At 69.1% G+C, this 16,350-nt stretch carries 14 protein-coding genes; 6 read left to right on the top strand and 8 right to left on the bottom strand.

All coding sequences use genetic code 11. The features are described from left to right. The first annotated feature begins 54 nt into the window (after window positions 1-54). The gene (locus tag ACQEXA_RS40700) at window positions 55-783 is read left to right on the top strand and encodes an amino acid ABC transporter ATP-binding protein (protein WP_433134731.1); all 729 of its coding nucleotides are present in this window, start codon (window positions 55-57) and stop codon (window positions 781-783) included. Between the two features lie 290 nt (window positions 784-1,073). Here ACQEXA_RS40700 and aroQ read toward each other — a convergent pair whose 3' ends face one another. Continuing rightward, complete coding sequence (aroQ, locus tag ACQEXA_RS40695; protein ID WP_432926437.1) at window positions 1,074-1,547, bottom strand: type II 3-dehydroquinate dehydratase; 474 nt, start codon at window positions 1,545-1,547, stop codon at window positions 1,074-1,076. A 299-nt stretch (window positions 1,548-1,846) separates the two neighbouring features. Between aroQ and ACQEXA_RS40690 the strand changes: the two genes are divergently transcribed. Then, window positions 1,847-3,151: an MFS transporter gene (locus tag ACQEXA_RS40690; protein ID WP_433132562.1), complete on the top strand. Its 1,305-nt coding sequence runs from the start codon at window positions 1,847-1,849 to the stop codon at window positions 3,149-3,151. Window positions 3,152-3,161: 10 nt separating this feature from the next. Here ACQEXA_RS40690 and ACQEXA_RS40685 read toward each other — a convergent pair whose 3' ends face one another. The 6 genes from ACQEXA_RS40685 to ACQEXA_RS40660 all read right to left on the bottom strand — a co-directional run bounded on the left by ACQEXA_RS40685 (window position 3,162) and on the right by ACQEXA_RS40660 (window position 11,492). Further along, window positions 3,162-4,262 (bottom strand): calcium:proton antiporter, encoded by a 1,101-nt coding sequence (locus tag ACQEXA_RS40685; protein WP_432926440.1) that lies wholly within the window; start codon window positions 4,260-4,262, stop codon window positions 3,162-3,164. 130 nt (window positions 4,263-4,392) lie between these two features. Beyond that, window positions 4,393-5,397 (bottom strand): TerC/Alx family metal homeostasis membrane protein, encoded by a 1,005-nt coding sequence (locus tag ACQEXA_RS40680; RefSeq protein ID WP_432926442.1) that lies wholly within the window; start codon window positions 5,395-5,397, stop codon window positions 4,393-4,395. A 294-nt stretch (window positions 5,398-5,691) separates the two neighbouring features. Further along, window positions 5,692-7,656, bottom strand: a complete 1,965-nt coding sequence (locus tag ACQEXA_RS40675; protein WP_432926444.1) for a TerD family protein — start codon at window positions 7,654-7,656, stop codon at window positions 5,692-5,694. A gap of 45 nt (window positions 7,657-7,701) precedes the next feature. Further along, the gene (locus ACQEXA_RS40670; protein WP_359392329.1) at window positions 7,702-8,280 is read right to left on the bottom strand and encodes a TerD family protein; all 579 of its coding nucleotides are present in this window, start codon (window positions 8,278-8,280) and stop codon (window positions 7,702-7,704) included. A 158-nt stretch (window positions 8,281-8,438) separates the two neighbouring features. Then, a complete protein-coding gene (uvrB, locus tag ACQEXA_RS40665; protein WP_432926447.1) occupies window positions 8,439-10,586 on the bottom strand; it encodes an excinuclease ABC subunit UvrB in 2,148 nt (715 codons plus the stop codon). A gap of 39 nt (window positions 10,587-10,625) precedes the next feature. Beyond that, entirely contained in the window at window positions 10,626-11,492 is an 867-nt protein-coding gene (locus ACQEXA_RS40660; RefSeq protein ID WP_432926449.1) for an MHYT domain-containing protein, read from the bottom strand. 278 nt (window positions 11,493-11,770) lie between these two features. Between ACQEXA_RS40660 and ACQEXA_RS40655 the strand changes: the two genes are divergently transcribed. The 4 genes from ACQEXA_RS40655 (at window position 11,771) to ACQEXA_RS40640 (ending at window position 15,400) form a co-directional block, all read left to right on the top strand. Beyond that, complete coding sequence (locus tag ACQEXA_RS40655) at window positions 11,771-12,643, top strand: glycerophosphodiester phosphodiesterase (protein ID WP_432926451.1); 873 nt, start codon at window positions 11,771-11,773, stop codon at window positions 12,641-12,643. A gap of 115 nt (window positions 12,644-12,758) precedes the next feature. Then, window positions 12,759-13,313, top strand: coding sequence for a methylated-DNA--[protein]-cysteine S-methyltransferase (locus ACQEXA_RS40650; RefSeq protein WP_432926453.1), 555 nt, complete (start codon window positions 12,759-12,761; stop codon window positions 13,311-13,313). A 279-nt stretch (window positions 13,314-13,592) separates the two neighbouring features. Further along, window positions 13,593-14,498, top strand: coding sequence for a pseudouridine-5'-phosphate glycosidase (locus ACQEXA_RS40645; protein ID WP_432926454.1), 906 nt, complete (start codon window positions 13,593-13,595; stop codon window positions 14,496-14,498). Further along, complete coding sequence (locus ACQEXA_RS40640) at window positions 14,495-15,400, top strand: carbohydrate kinase family protein (RefSeq protein WP_432926456.1); 906 nt, start codon at window positions 14,495-14,497, stop codon at window positions 15,398-15,400. The genes ACQEXA_RS40645 and ACQEXA_RS40640 overlap by 4 nt, the downstream gene beginning before the upstream one ends. A gap of 47 nt (window positions 15,401-15,447) precedes the next feature. Here ACQEXA_RS40640 and ACQEXA_RS40635 read toward each other — a convergent pair whose 3' ends face one another. Beyond that, window positions 15,448-16,242: a methyltransferase domain-containing protein gene (locus tag ACQEXA_RS40635; RefSeq protein WP_433132560.1), complete on the bottom strand. Its 795-nt coding sequence runs from the start codon at window positions 16,240-16,242 to the stop codon at window positions 15,448-15,450. Between the last annotated feature and the right edge of the window lie 108 nt (window positions 16,243-16,350).

The following is a 16,350-nucleotide window of genomic DNA, read 5'->3' as shown; positions in this document are numbered from 1 at the left end:
GACAAGTCGGACGCCAACGAGAGCGACGGGGCTTCCCGTTCGCCCGTGCTGCGCATGGAGTCCGTCCGCAAGACCTTCGGCGGCACGGTCGTTTTGCGGGAGGTCGATCTGCAGGTCGCCCCGCACACGGTGACGGCCCTGATCGGTGCCTCCGGCTCGGGCAAGTCGACGCTGCTGCGCTGCGCGAACCTCCTGGAGGACATCGACGACGGCGCCATCTGGCTGGACGGCGAGGAGATCACCGACCCGCGCGTCGATCAGGATGCAGTCCGCCGCCGGATCGGCGTGGTCTTCCAGGCGTACAACCTCTTCCCGCACATGACGGTCCTGGAGAACATCACGCTCGCACCGCGCCGTGTGCACGGCGTGGACCGCGCGACGGCCGAGGAGCAGGCCCGCGAGCTGCTCGAGCGGCTCGGGCTCGGTGCCAAGGCGGCCGAGTACCCGGACCGGCTGAGCGGCGGCCAGCAGCAGCGCGTCGCCATCGTGCGCGCGCTGGCCGTACGGCCACGGCTGCTTCTCCTGGACGAGGTCACCGCGGCCCTCGACCCCGAACTCGTGGGCGAGGTCCTCGCCCTTGTCCGGGACCTGAAGGGCGACGGCATGACCATGGTCCTGGCCACCCATGAAATGGGCTTCGCCCGCGAGGTCGCCGACCAGGTCTGCTTCCTGGACGGCGGTGTGGTCCTTGAACGGGGCATGGCCAAGCAGGTCTTCGGCGATCCGCAGCAGGAGCGTACACGTCGCTTTCTGCGCCGAATCGTGGAGGCGGGGCGGCTCTGAGACACAGGCGCTCGACGACGGAGGCCGGCTTCTCCCGGCTCAGGGCAGCAACGCGCTTCCCTCCGGTATCTCTGCCCAGCGCCGCGGCTCCACGAGCGTGCACGAACCAGTGGGAAGGCGGTAACGCCTCGTCGCCCGCTGGGCGGTAGGTACCCAGCCGGTGCGTCGCAGGCCGCGGCTCCTACGGGGGGCCGCAGCGGTCGATCCATCGAAGTAGTTCATGCGTCGATCGTGGCACCCGCCACTGACAACCGGACTTCACCAGCGTGCGTCCTGCCGGTGACGGCCCGTCATGTATCTTGCGAGCCCGCCGCTGCAAGTGCCGCGACCCGCTCCACCGCGAACGCGTACCCCTGTACTCCGCATCCGGCGATGACACCGTCGGCACGCAGGGAGACGTACGAGTGGTGACGGAACTGCTCGCGCTGGTGGATGTTGGAGATGTGGACCTCCACCACCGGCAGGCCGTCGCAGGTGTTGAGCGCGTCGAGAAGCGCGATGGAAGTGTGCGAGTAGGCGGCCGGGTTGATCACGATCCCGGCGTGGTTCAGTCGCGCCTCATGGATCCACTCGACCAGGTCGCCCTCGTGGTTGGACTGCCGGAAGTCCACCGTGCCCCCGAGCGCGGCCGCCGTCTTCACACACAGGGCCTCGACGTCCGCCAGTGTGTCGGAGCCGTAGATCTCCGGCTGACGCTGCCCGAGGAGGTTCAGGTTGGGACCGTTGAGGACCATGATCGGGGCGTTGGCGAGAGTGCGGGGCACAATTCCTCCGGTCCGTTGAGATCTGCCGGCCCAGGTCGGACCGCGGCTCAGCCCCGGTCTATCACGATGCGGCGGGTGGACGATGTCTCTTGGCCTTCGTCATGACGCACCCGCCGTGTCCGCCCTCGCTCAACCCCGGTGACCGGGTGGCCGTCGTCTCGCCGTCGGCCGGGCTTCCCCGCATCACTGTCACCTGCTGACGCCCCGATACACCGGGCGCACGCCCGCCTCACCCATCCAGGGCGCCGAGTCTCCGCAAGCCCCCGTAACTCCCTGTCACGCTGGGTAGTTGACGCGACATGCGCGATGTACGCACCGTAAGGGCTCCCTCCCTGCTCCACCTCGCCGCCGCTTCGCTCGCGGGGACGGCCATCGAGTTCTACGACTTCTTCGTCTACGGGACCGCGGCCGCCCTGGTCCTCGGCCCCTTGTTCTTCCCGACGTTCTCGCCGGTGGCGGGCACGCTGGCGGCGTTCGGGACCTTCGGGATCGGCTTCCTGGCGCGGCCGCTGGGCTCGGTGCTGTTCGGTCACATCGGGGACCGGCGCGGAAGGCGGCCGGTGCTCGTGGCGTCCTTGTTGCTGACCGGAGCCGCGACCGTGGCGGTCGGCTGTCTGCCGACGTACGGGGCGATCGGTACGGCCGCTCCCGCGCTCCTGCTCGCGTTGCGCTTTCTTCAAGGACTCGGGCTCGGTGGGGAGTGGGGCGGCGCGGTGCTGCTGGTCGCCGAGCACGCGCCGGCCCGGCGTCGCGTGCTGTGGTCGAGCTTTCCGCAGGTGGGTCCCTCGCTCGGCTTCGTACTGGCCAACGGCGTGATGCTGGGGCTGTCGGCGACGCTGTCGGAGGCGCAGTTCGCCGCCTGGGGGTGGCGGATCCCGTTCTGGGCGGCGGGGGTCCTCGCCGTCGCCGGGCTCTGGCTCCGCGGTTCGCTCACCGAAAGTCCGCTCTTCCTGGACCTCGAAGACCATGCGCGCGTGCCGCTCGTCGAAGTCGCACGCCGGCACTGGCGGCTCGTCCTGCTGACGGCCGGGGCCCTCGCGGTCGGGTACGCGGTCTTCTATGCCGTGACGACCTGGTCGCTCGCGTACGCGACGCAGCGGCTAGGTGTCGACCGAACAGTCATGCTGGCATGCGTCATGGGTGTCGTCGTGGTGCAAGGCGCCCTCACTCCGCTGCTGGCCCTCCTGGGCGACCGCGACGGACGGCGCCTGCTGTGCCTCACGGGCTGCGGTGGCGCCGTCCTGTGGATGTTCCCGCTGGTCGCACTGCTGTCGACGGGCAAGCTGCTGCTGATGTCCCTGGGTTTTCTGGAGGCGATGCTCGCCTTCATCACGATGTTCGCCGTGGTCGCCGCGTATCTGCCGGAACTGTACGAACCCCGGGTGCGCTGCACGGGCGCGGCGGTGGGCTACAACCTCGGAGGGGTACTCGGCGGCGCTCTCACCCCGATCGTGGCCACCGCGCTGGCCGAGCACGGTGGCCGGGTGCCCTGGGGTGTCGGCGCCTATCTGACGGCCGTGGCCGTGCTCAGCCTGGGTTGCTTCGCGCTGCTGCCCGAGACCCGTCCCGTGCCGGTCGCCGTCAGGGAACCGGCTCACGGGTGAAGGACAAGGCCTACGGGGTGACCGCCAGCTCGAGGTAGGCCGCGAAGATCACCAGATGCACACCTCCCTGAAGGGGCGTCGCACGCCCGGGGACCACGGTCAGAGAACTCACGACCACGGTCAGAGCGAGCAGCACCATATGGACAGGGCCGAGACCGAGGACGAGCGGTCCGGAGAGGAACACGGACGCCAAAGCGACTGCGGGGATGGTCAGGCCGATGCTGGCCATCGCCGAACCGAGGGCGAGGTTGAGGCTCGTCTGGACCCGGTCGCGGCGTGCCGACCGCAGTGCGGCGATGGTCTCGGGCAGCAACACCAGAAGTGCGATGATCACGCCGACGACGGCCGGGGGCATGCCGGCCGCCGCAACGCCGGACTCGATAGTGGGCGAGACACCTTTGGCGAGTCCGACGACGCCGATGAGAGCGAGGCCGAGCAGGCCGAGACTGCGGGCCGCGGTCCGGGTGGAGGGTGCGTGCGCATGGTCGTCCACCGTGATCACCTCCCCCTGCCGGGTGATCGGCAGGAAGTAGTCGCGGTGCCGCACGGTCTGGGTCGTCACGAACAAGCCGTACAGAACCAGCGAGGAGAGTGCGGCGAAGGTGAGCTGCGGCCCCGAGAACTCGGGGCCGGGCTTGCTGGTGGTGAAAGTCGGCAGGACCAGGCTGAGGGTGGCCAGTGTCGCGACGGTGGCGAGAGCGGCTCCGGTGCCCTCGGGGTTGAAGACCGCGATCCCGTGCCGCAGTGAGGCGACCAGCAGGCTCAGCCCCACGACCCCGTTGCATGCGATCATCACCGCCGCGAAGACGGTGTCGCGGGCCAGGCTCGCGGTCTTGGCGCCGCCGTCCGCCATCAGGGTGACGATGAGCGCGACCTCGATGACCGTGACCGCGATGGCGAGCACAAGCGAACCGAAGGGCTCACCGACCCGGTGCGCGACCACTTCGGCGTGGTGGACCGCGGCCAGGACGGAACCGGCCAGCACCAATGTCACCAGAGGCACGACCGCAGCCGGGAGATGGCTGCCCCAGGTCAAGGCCAGCAGGACCACTGCGACCACGGGCACGATGGCCGTCCACCGCACCGCGAGGGACCGGACCCCGACGATCATGCAGCGATCCTCCCAGACGTACCCGGGGCCCGCATTTCCGGTCCTGTCGCTGTCGTTCCGCACGGTGAACTCGCGAGGGACACTCGCGGGTTCACCATGGCGCACCCGGTGATGTCGACGCTCGGCACAGTCAGGCCTCGACGCTGTCCTTCGGAGCGCCCGCGGCGTTCTCCTCCGCCTCGCCCGCTGCCGCCTGCTGCCTCCGGGAGGCCATCAGGCTGGTGATCGTCGTGACGATCAGGACGGCGCAGATCACGCCGAGCGAGACCGGTATGGAGATCTCGGGTACGTGGACCCCGGACTCGTGGAGAGCGTGCAGCACCAGCTTGACGCCGATGAAGCCGAGGATGACCGACAGTCCGTACGAGAGGTGGACCAGCTTCTTGAGCAGGCCGCCGATGAGGAAGTAGAGCTGCCTCAACCCCATCAGGGCGAACGCGTTGGCCGTGAAGACGATGTATGGGTCCTGGGTCAGCCCGAAGATCGCCGGTATGGAGTCGAGCGCGAAAAGCACGTCCGTGGTGCCGATGGCAAGCATCACGACCAGCATCGGCGTCATGACTCGCTTGCCGTTCTGCTGGATCCACAGCTTGGTGCCGTGATACCGGTCGGCCACGCCGAATCGGCGCTCGACGGCCTTCAGCAGCCTGTTCTCCTCGTACTCCTCGTCCTCCTCATCGGACCTGGCCTCCTGGATCAGCTTCCAGGCGGTCCAGATCAGGAAGGCACCGAAGAGGAAGAAGACCCAGGAGAAGGAGGCGATGATGGCGGCACCCGCGGCGATGAAGACGGCCCGCAGCACCAGGGCTATCAGCACTCCGACGAGGAGTACGCGCTGTTGGTACTGCGAAGGCACCGCGAACTTCGCCATGATCAGGACGAAGACGAAGAGGTTGTCGACGCTCAGCGACTTCTCGGTGATGAAGCCGGCGAAGAACTCTCCGGCGGGCTGGCCGCCGCCGAAGACGAGCAGGCCGAGTCCGAACAGTCCGGCGAGGGTGATCCAGACGAGCGTCCAGATGCCGGCTTCCTTGATCGATACGTCGTGCGGCTTGCGGCCGATGAAGAAATCGACCGCGATCAGGGCGGCGAGGCCCGCGATCGTGAGGACCCACAGGGTCAGGGAAACATCCACTGCGCCTCCGGCAGTACGTCACGGCAGTTGTCAGCGTCGTCGCTGCCGGAGGTCTCTTCCACCCGCGGAACCGGAAGCGCATGGCGCGCTCGACGGTTGCGGGCCGACGCCCCGGGATCTGGCCGATCCGTATTGACGGGTACGCCGCAGCAGGTAGGGAGTACTCCCCTCCGTGAGAAAGAGAGTACCCGAATCACCAAGGAAAGGTAAAGGGATCAGTAAAGAAATACCCAAGCCCGCTGGTCAGAGCATTTTACTTACTCTTGGTGAGAGTCCGTCACCGAGTCCGGGCCCTCATCGGTTCCAGGAGCGGCGCGTCTCGGCGATGCGGGCGAGCACCTGATGGAGCACCTGGCTGCCCCGCGGAACACGCGGCGGCTCATACGTCCAGGCGTGACCGACCCAGGGGTCCGCCAGGTGATCGTCAGGCCCAGGGGTGAGCCGCAGCAGCGACCGCCACAGCGGATCGAGCAGCGGACCGTAGGCGGCCGCGTCCTCCCGGTCGGCAACCATCATCAGATGGACACCCACGGCCGGTCCCTCGTCAGCGAGGTAACGCAGCTGGGTCACGGCGCGGTCGTCGAAGCCGTGGGGGAAGTCGTTCACGATCAGGAGCTGTTCAGCTGTGTCGAGGCCGGGCGGCAGCGCGTCGGCCGCCCCGCCGCGCACCGCCATCTGCACCAGGTCCACGCGCTGGGTCAGTCTGCTGAGCATGTCGGCCACGCCCTCAGCGCCAGCGGCGGGCGGAGCGGCCAGCACCCCCGATGTCACCAGGGGTGCGAGCGCCGGGGCCCCCGAACCTGCCGGGTCGATGACGTGCACCGCGAACTCCCCCGCCGGATAGACGGCGATCAGCCGGGCCGCGTGCGCCACCGCCGTCTCCATGGCGAGGCGGTGCAGTTCGTCCGGGTCCGCCAGCGCGTCCAGGGATCCGGAACGACCGCTGTCGATCCACAGCCCCCGCTCCAACGGCAGCCTCATCAGCATGGGGATGTGAAGGCTCTCGCACTCGGGCAGGTGCAGATCACCGAGTCGCACGGCCATAGGAATCTCCATCGGCACCCGGTAGCCGTGCCAGACCGGGTTGTCCCAGCGCGCGAACGCAGGAGGCAGGGCGGGCTCGACGACGCCCGACTCAGCGAGGAGCTGGGTGAGGTCGCGGTCGAGTGCTGCCCTTGCCTGGCTGACTAGCTGAGTGTGCTTGGCCTGCGCCGCCTGGCGTGCGGCGTCCCCCTGTCCGCCGATCCGGCTGCGCGGATCGGACAGGACCTTGTCCAGCTCCTGCTCCATACGCGAATCGGCGAAGTCGACGGCACTGCGGTACGCGGCCGCTGTGCGCGCCAAGTCCTCGAACATGCCCCACACCTGGTTGTACAGCCGCTCTTCCATGGACCAGCCGGTCGCGTCACCGGCGACGGGCTGTGCGGGCTGCCCGGGCGGGGCGGGGGGTGCGGCCGGCGGAGGCGGCGGCGGTGCCGCCGACTGCCGGCGGGGATGGGTGTAGTCGATCGGGCCGTCGGATGCGGAGTGGGTGGCAGGGCTCGGCGCCCCGGTGAGGTCGTACGGGGATCCCTGTTGCGGCACGTCGGGCGCATTGCGCTGCGGCGGAACGGAGCCGGAGGCACCCTGGGGCGCCGCAGGAGCCGGCGTCGGCCGTGTCCGGTCGCTTTCCGGCAGACGCGGCGGAGGCGGTGCCACCGAGCGGGCCAGGCCCTGAACCACCGCCTCGTTGATGCTGCCCGCGAGTTGCCGGGCCTCGGACAGGCCCTGGTCCGTGAGGAGCTCGGCGAGCCCGCCCGCGTATCCCTGGCCGACCGCGCGCACCTTCCACGCACCCTGCCGACGGTAGAGCTCCAGCGCGATGACGGCGGACTCGGAATCCAGCCCGGTGATGGTGTAGCTGGCGACCTCGGCGCCGTCGAGCCCGGTGACCGCGACGAAGGGCGCGGCCACGGCGCCGAACCGCTGCGGGCCGCCCGTTCCCGTCGGCAGGGCGAGCAGCACCGTGACCCGGTGCACGATCTCCGGCAGAGCGTCGAGGTCGAAGGCGAGACGGTGGTCGGCCGCCGCCTGCCTGGAAACCTCCAGGCCCGGCAGTACAGGCGCGCCGGGGTGGGCCACCCACTCGGTGCCGCGTATCCTGCCCTCCGCGTCGCTGAGCGTGGCCCCCGCCACGATCGGCTTGCCGGCCGACACCCGGACCTCGAGTCGGGCCTGGGGAAGCGGGTGGTTCTGCCCCCGGACCAGTTCGGCCGTCATCGCCTTGTCCCCCTATGTCGCTTCGTGTCCCAGGCGTTCGACCGCCTACAGATGCGGCAGGATCGCCGGCATCAGGTCCTGGAAGGTGCGGCCGTTGGCCGGAGTACCGAGGGCCGTCATCGTCCAGCCCTCACCCGCACGGTGAACCTTGGCCATGATCTGCGCCGTGTACGCGCCGCCGCCCGCAAGGGTGTAGCGGGCCAGTTCCTGGCCGTTGGTCTCGTCGACGAGGCGGCAGAACGCGTTCTGCACCTCCTGGAACGTCTGGCCCGTGAACGAGTTCACCGTAAAGATGATCTGGTCGATGTGGACCGGGACACGCTGCAGGTCGACGAGGATCGCCTCGTCGTCCCCGCCCTGGCCCGCACCGCCGACCAGGTTGTCACCGGTGTGCCGCACCGAGCCGTCGTCGCTCACGAGGTGGCGGAAGAAGACGACGTCCACGGGCTGCTTGTCGGCGAAGAGCACGGCGGACGCGTCGAGGTCGATCTCCCGGGTGCGCGTGCCGAAGAGCCCGCGCCGGGGGGCGGCCTGCCAGCCCAGCCCCATCCGCACCGCGGTCAGCGAGCCTCCGTCGTTCTTCTGCAGACTGATGGCCTGACCCTTGGTCAAGTTGACGGTCACGCGCTGTCCCCTCTCAAGCTGTCCCCGGTTGGCCGCGGAGTCCGCGGATTCCAAAACCCTACGCAGCGGCACTGACAGTGCCGAACCCCGGACCACGCTTTGTGTCGGTCTTGCAACACACCGCGTGGCTGCCGGGGTCCGGGACGGGCGACGGGACGTCAGGCCAGCCCCGCCTCCCTCATCTGACGCAGTTCCTTCTTCATTTCGGAGACCTCGTCGCGCAGCCGGGCCGCGATCTCGAACTGCAGGTCCGCCGCGGCGGCCCGCATCCGTTCCGTCAGTTCCTCGATCTGCCCGGCCAGTTCGGTCGCGGGGCGGTCGGTGGGGACCGTCTCCTTGGCCTTCCCCTTGGCGGCCTTGGCGGCCTTGGCTCCCTTGGCGCCCTCACGACCGAGCGAGGGCACGGGACTCTTGACGGCCTTGCCGTCCTTGGCCTTGCGGTAGCCCGTGCCGAGCAGTTGCTCCGTGTCGACGTCCTCGCGGGCGATCTGCGCCACGATGTCGTTGATCTTCTTGCGGAGCGGCTGCGGGTCGACGCCGTTCGCGGTGTTGTAGGCGATCTGCTTCTCCCGGCGACGGTTGGTCTCCTCGATGGCCTTCTCCATCGCCGGGGTGATCTTGTCGGCGTACATGTGGACCTGGCCGGAGACATTACGCGCGGCGCGGCCGATGGTCTGGATGAGCGAGGTCCCCGAGCGCAGGAAGCCCTCCTTGTCGGCGTCGAGGATCGCCACCAGGGAGACCTCAGGCAGGTCGAGGCCCTCGCGGAGGAGGTTGATGCCGACCAGAACGTCGTACTCGCCCGCCCGCAACTCCCGCAGCAACTCGACTCGGCGCAGGGTGTCCACGTCGCTGTGCAGATAGCGCACCTGGATGCCGAGCTCGAGGAAGTAGTCGGTCAGGTCCTCGGCCATCTTCTTGGTGAGTGTGGTGACCAGGACGCGTTCGTCCTTCTCGGTCCGCTGGCGGATCTCGTGCACCAGGTCGTCGATCTGGCCCTCCGTGGGCTTGACCACGACCTCCGGGTCGACGAGACCGGTGGGGCGGATGATCTGTTCGACCTGACCGTCGGAGCGGGACAGCTCGTACTGTCCCGGTGTCGCGGAGAGATAGACGGTCTGGCCGATGCGTCCCTGGAACTCTTCCCACTTCAGGGGGCGGTTGTCCAGGGCGGAGGGCAGCCGGAAGCCGTGCTCGACGAGGGTGCGTTTGCGGGAGGCGTCGCCCTCGTACATCGCCCCGATCTGCGGGACGGTGACATGCGACTCGTCGATGACGAGCAGGAAGTCCTCGGGGAAGTAGTCCAGCAGGGTGTTCGGCGCGGAACCGGGCTCACGCGCGTCGAAGTGCATCGAGTAGTTCTCCACCCCGGAACAGGTGCCGATCTGGCGGAGCATCTCGATGTCGTACGTCGTGCGCATGCGCAGCCGCTGGGCCTCCAGCAGCTTGCCCTGCTTCTCCAGCTCGGCCAGCCGCTCCGTCAGCTCCTTCTCGATGCCGTTGATCGCCCGCTCCATGCGCTCGGGTCCCGCGATGTAGTGGGAGGCCGGGAAGACGTACAACTGCTGGTCGTCGCTGATGACCTCGCCGGTGAGCGGGTGAAGGGTGGAGAGGGCCTCGATCTCGTCGCCGAACATCTCGATCCGGACGGCCAGCTCCTCGTAGACCGGGAAGATCTCGATGGTGTCGCCGCGCACCCGGAAGGTGCCGCGGGCGAACGCCACGTCGTTGCGCGTGTACTGGATGTCCACGAAACGGCGCAGCAACTGGTCGCGGTCGATCTCGTCGCCGACCCTGAGGCTGACCATGCGGTCGACGTACTCCTGGGGAGTACCGAGGCCGTAGATGCACGAGACGGAGGCGACCACGATCACGTCGCGGCGGGTGAGCAGCGAGTTGGTCGCGGAGTGCCGCAGTCGCTCCACCTCCTCGTTGATCGAGGAGTCCTTCTCGATGTACGTGTCCGACTGCGGGACGTACGCCTCGGGCTGGTAGTAGTCGTAGTACGAGACGAAGTATTCGACCGCGTTGTTCGGCAGGAGCTCGCGAAACTCGTTGGCCAGCTGGGCGGCCAGCGTCTTGTTCGGCGCCATCACCAGGGTGGGGCGCTGAAGCTTCTCGATCATCCACGCGGTGGTGGCGGACTTACCGGTGCCGGTCGCGCCGAGCAGGACGACATCCTTCTCACCTGCACTGACGCGCTTCTCCAGCTCGGCGATGGCCGTGGGCTGGTCGCCACTCGGCTGATAGGGACTGACGACCTCGAAGGGCGCCACCGTGCGTTCGATCTGTGAAACGGGCCGCATGTCCCCACCGTACGACCCCGCACTGACAACGGGGACGGCTCAGCGGCGCTGCGGGGTGCGCAGGCCCCGGTGCACGGTGCGCTGCCCCGCGCGGGACAAGGGACGACGACCGGTGTGGACGATCTCGGGGTGGGCCGGAACGCCCGGCTTGCGCTCCACCGGGGTGCGGCGCGGCTGACCCATGGCCATCTGCGGGTCGAAGATCACGACGACACCGGCCAGGCAGAGGAAGACGAGCGGACCGATCATGAGAGGGGCGAGCAGGGCGGCCGACGACTCACCGGCCGGAGTCCCGGACGAATGGTGGAGATGGACCGTGAGTGCCGCCATGCCCGTGTAGTGCATGCCGCTGACCGCGAGCCCCATGACCAGGCTCGCGCCGACGCTCCACAGGAATCCGCGGACCTGTCCGGCCGCCCAGAGTGCGGCGGTCGCCGCGACGACCGCTATGACGACGGAGGCGGCGACAGTGAGGGTGTTGTACCTGAGCTCGCCGTTCAGGCGCATCCCAGCCATGCCCAGGTAGTGCATGGAGGCGATGCCCAGACCGGTGATGGTGCCGCCGGTGAAGAGCGCCACGCCGGTCGTCCCCCAGTAGCCGACGATGAAGACACCCACGCCGACCATTACGATGGCGACAGCGAGGCTCGCGAACGTCACGGCCCTGTCGAAGTGAACGGGGGTCTCCTTCACGGAGAACCCCATCATCGCGATGAAGTGCATGGTCCAGATGCCGGACCCGATCGCGGCCGACCCCAGCGCCAGCCAGCCGGCCCGCCAGGACTGAGCGACCAGCATCGATCTGGTGGTGCAGCGGAGACCGAGCGCGCCGCCCAGGCAAGCCATGAGGTACGCCACCACGGGGGTGACCAGTCCGTAGCTGAAGCCGTCGACGGTGCCTTGCATGCGCGACTGCCCTTCCCGCCCTGATACGTACCTGACTCGAAAAATGCCCCCCATCCCCAGGACCGCGTCGACGGTCAGGGTTGACGCAGAGAGTATGACTCGCGCCGGAACGCTCGAACGATTTTCCGGCAAAGAATCACGGCACTGCCGCACTTGTGTGGTGCTTGTGTGCAGCACGGGGCAACTGCAGTCAATCTGTGAACTTCCTGCGTTCGTGTCCCTTGACTCACCGTCGTCACTTTGATGCCGTGTGTCATCGCCCGACGCCAGGAGTACGCATGCACGCGCGTGTTGCCGCCGCCATGACCACCGTTCTGTTCGCGCTCAGCGTCGCCATACTGCCCACCCCCCGCGCCGACGCCAGGGGCGGTGACGGCACCGTCGTCGTCGCCCACCGCGGCGCCTCCGCATATGCGCCGGAGAACACCCTGGCCGCTGTCGACACGGCGTCCGCCATGGGCTTCAGCTGGGTCGAGAACGATGTGCAGCGCACCAAGGACGGCCGGCTCGTGGTGATCCACGACGCGACCCTGGACCGCACCACCGACGTCAAGCGTGTGTTCCCGCACAGAGCCCCCTGGAGGGTGAAAGATTTCACCGCCGGGGAGATCGCCCGGCTGGACGCGGGCAGCTGGTTCGGCCGCCGGTACTCGGGGGTGCACGTACCCACGCTGCGGCAGTACCTTCAGCGCGTCTCGCACAACCATCAGAAACTGGTCCTGGAGATCAAGAATCCGGAGCTGTACCCGGGGATCGAGCGCCAGACCGTGAAGCTGCTGCAGGACGAGGGCTGGCTCGACCGCGACCATCTCAGGAACCGGCTGATCGTCCAGAGTTTCAGTGCGGACAGTGTACGTAAGGTCCATGAGCTGCGGGCGGGGATCAGGACCGCCTATCTGGGCACGCCACGAGTGACGGAACTACCGGTGTTCGCCCGCTTCACCGACCAGATCAACGCGCGGTACACCAAGATCTCCTCCCGCTACGTCTCCGCGGTCCACGCGCTCAAGGGCTCGCACGCCCGGACGATGAAGGTCTTCGCATGGACCGTCGACAGCGCGGACGAGGCCCGGCGGGTGGCCGGGTTCGGCGTGGACGGCATCATCACGAACGCGCCCGACGTGGTACGCAGAGCTGTCACCGCGTACTGATCCGCTGCGTCCGCGGGCTTCTGCGCGAACCGCTGGATGCCGCGCGTCCGCGAAGTACGGGAGGCTCGCGACCCGCGCCCGGGGCGTTGTCGGTGCCGCGCCGTACGGTAGGCGCATGGACAGTCATGGGCAGTACGAACACCAGCTGGTGTGGGCCGTGGTCGGCACGGAGATCGGTCCGCTGCTGCTGGCCGCCACTCGGGACGGCTTGGTGAACGTGGTCTTCCATGCGACGGACGCCGTGCGCGACAAGGCAGTGGAGCGGCTCGCGTCCCGGCTCGGTACGGAGCCCGTCGAGGACCCCGGCTCACCGCTCCTGACCGAGGCGATACAGCAGGTGGAGGCGTACTTCTCGGGTGAGCGGCGCGACTTCGAGCTCCCGTTGGACTGGTCCCTGATCACCGGGTTCAACCGCCAGGTGCTGCGCGAGCTGGCGTCGGGGGTGCCGTACGGCGCGGTGGTCGGGTACGGCGACCTGGCCGGCCGGGTCGGTCAGCCGGGCGCGGCGCAGGCCGTGGGGGTGGCGATGGGCTCGAATCCATTGCCGGTGGTGGTGCCCTGCCATCGGGTGGTCGAGAGCGACGGAGGCATAGGCGGCTTCGGGGGCGGACTCGAGACCAAGCGGAAGCTGCTCGCGCTCGAGGGAGTGCTGCCGGAGCCGCTGTTCTGAACCGGGTGACCGTAGGGGCCTGCGTGGCCCCGTAGGCGCTCTCTGCACCTGAGGGACTGCGCGCACCTCTCGTGGTGCCGCACTCAGGCGACGTGCCGGCCGGCCCGCTGCGGAACGGCCGCTCCGTGCGCACTCACCGGAGAGATCGACACGGTCGAGACACGGCGAATTGTCCGTCATGCCCCCAGGCTGGTGTCCTCCCCCACGCCTCGCGGGGGGTTTGGCGGGTCGCGCCGCCCGCCAGAGATGAGGGAAGACCCGAAGACAGGAGGCAGGCGCGTGCTGGTGGTGTCCGAAGAGGTACGGGAGGCGCTCGCCGTGCGCCGGCCGGTGGTGGCCCTGGAGTCGACGATCATCGCGCACGGACTGCCGCGCCCCCGCAATCTCAGGGTCGCGCTGGAACTGGAGGATGTCGTCCGGGAGGAGGGCGCCGTACCGGCGACGATCGCCGTCCTGGACGGCCGCGCACATGTCGGTCTCGACCAGGGGCAGGTGGAGCGGGTCGCGAACGAGGAAGGGATCCGCAAGCTGGGGCATCGCGATCTGCCGCTCGCGGTCGCTGCGAAAGTGAGCGGGGCGACCACCGTGTCCGCGACCGCGCTGCTGGCCTCGCTCGCGGGGGTACGCGTGTTCGCGACAGGCGGGCTCGGCGGTGTCCACCGGGAGTGGACCGTGACCCAGGACGAGTCGGCCGACTTGGGACTGCTGGCACGGACCAGGATCACCGTGGTGTGCGCGGGTGTGAAGTCGATCCTGAACGTGCCCGCGACGCTGCAGCGCCTGGAGACCCTGGGAGTGGCGGTGGCCGGCTATCGCACGGATCGCTTCCCGGGCTTCTATCTGTCCGACTCGGGACACCCGGTGGACTGGACCCTGGAGTCACCGGAGCAGGTGGCGCAGGTCATGCGTGCGCAGGACGGGCTCGGAGGCCCTGAGTCGGCCCTCATCATCGCCAATCCGGTTCCCCGGGAGGAACAGCTCGATCCGGGTATCCACGAGCGCGTACTCGCCGACGCGCTGCACGCCTGCGAGGAGGAGGGCATCACCGGTCAGGCGGTCACACCGTTCCTCCTCGACCACCTGGTCCGGCACACCGACGGAGCCTCGCTGAACGCCAACCTGGCAGCGGTACGGGGAAACGTACGCCTGGCGGCACGGATCGCGGCGGCTTGGGCGGGGGCGTGAGCGAGGCGTTGCTCGTCGTCGGGGACGTCGTCACGGACGTCGTCGCCCGGCACCGCGGCCCGCTGGCATCCGGCACGGACACGGCAGCGGTCATCCGGACACTGCCCGGTGGCGCGGGCGCGAACGTCGCGTGCTGGGCGGCCCACTGGGGCTGCCCGGACGTACGGCTGCTGGGCCGCGTCGGAGCCGAGGCAGTCGCCTGGCACGAGAGGGCGCTGACGGCCTCGGGTGTACGGCCCCACCTCGTCGTCGACCCCGAGGCACCCACGGGGACGGTCGTCTGCCTGGTGGACAACGGCGCCTCGGCGGAGCGCACCTTCCTCACGGACAGCGGGGCATCGCTGCGGCTGACGCCCGAGGACTGGTCAGACGCGCTGCTCGACGGTGTCCGACGGCTGCATCTGTCGGGCTACCTGTTCTTCTCCGACTCGAGCCGGGAGCTGGCGAAAACGGCACTGAGGGCGGCACGCGCGCGTGGAGTGCCGGTGAGTCTGGACCCGGCATCCGCCGGATTCCTGACGGAGGTGGGCGTCGACACCTTTCTTGCACTCGCCGACGGGGTCGACGTGCTGCTGCCCAGCCAGGACGAGGCGTGTCTGCTGACCGGACTGCCCGACGCGGCCGACGCGGCAGCCAAGTTGAGCCGTCACGTCCCTTTGGTGGTCGCCAAGCTGGGCGCCCAGGGAGCACTGGTTGCGGCGTCGGGAGAGGTACGGGCCCGGATTCCCGCGGTCCCCGCCGCCCCACGTGACACCACAGGAGCAGGGGACGCGTTCACCGGAGCGTTCCTGGCGGCACTGCTCGCGGGAGCCGACCCGGAGGACGCGGCAACCGACGGGTGCAGGGCGGGAGCCATGGCGGTGGAGAGGGTGGGAGGCAGACCCGCGAGCGACGCCTGGTAGGTGCCGACCGAGTCCGCCCGCCGAAGGCGCCACTCTCCCTTGTTCCTTTACTCCTTGTATCCCCATGCCGAGATCATCGGTGCCGTCGCAAGATCCATGGTGCCGGAGGCGACATTGGACAGATGACGGTCGATCTCCTCGTCCGTGGCGAGGCCGGCGGAGACGAGGCGGTCGCGGATCTGACGGACCGTCGCGGCTTCGAGGGCGGTGCAGGCCGGCGAGGTGATGGGGAAGTGGGCATCGGCCTCCACGCGACGCAGGCCCGCCTCGCGCAGCAGACGCGGGAGCCGGCGGCCGTACGACAAGTCGGCGCCGCGTTCGGCGAGGATGGTGCGGAAGCCCGTGTGCAGCCGGTTGGCAAGCTGCTGTTCGGGGCCGTACTCGTCCGGGCAGATGAGCGGCTGGAGCGCGGGGTCGGCGTCCTCGATCAGGAGCCGTCCGCCGGGACGCAGCGCCTTGATCATCGATCGCAACGCCCGCTCCCGGTCCGGCACATGGACGATGACGAGCCGGGCGTGCACGAGATCGAAGCCCTCCCCCGGCGGATCCTCGGCACCCACGTCGTGCGTGCGGATCTCGATCGGGGCGCGCGCGGCCGCTGCCGCCCAGGAGGTGTCGATGTCGGTCGCGAGGACCTTTCCGGTGGGGCCGACTTTCCTGGCGAGCCAGGAAATCACGGAGGTGCCTCCGGCGCCGACCTCCCAGCAACGCCAGCCGAGTCCGAGGCCGAGGTCCTCGAGATGGCGGAACGTCGTGGGGTCGAAGAGCGTGGAGAGCGCCTCGAAACGCCGGCCCGCCTCCGTCTGCTGGTTGTCGAGGAGATACCCGTCGGTTGGCGTCATGAGGAGATCATCCCAGGTGGCCCGTCCCTTCGTGCGAGGCGACTCTCCGCACGGCTCCCGCGATCGGACCCTCGGGGGGCCGCGGCAATACCCCACGCGCCCCACCGA

The sequence above is a fragment of the Streptomyces sp. CA-106110 genome (genome assembly GCF_050936285.1).
Classification (GTDB): domain Bacteria; phylum Actinomycetota; class Actinomycetes; order Streptomycetales; family Streptomycetaceae; genus Streptomyces.
Note: the sequence above shows the minus strand (reverse complement) of the source record. Positions and strands in the feature narration are given on the sequence as shown.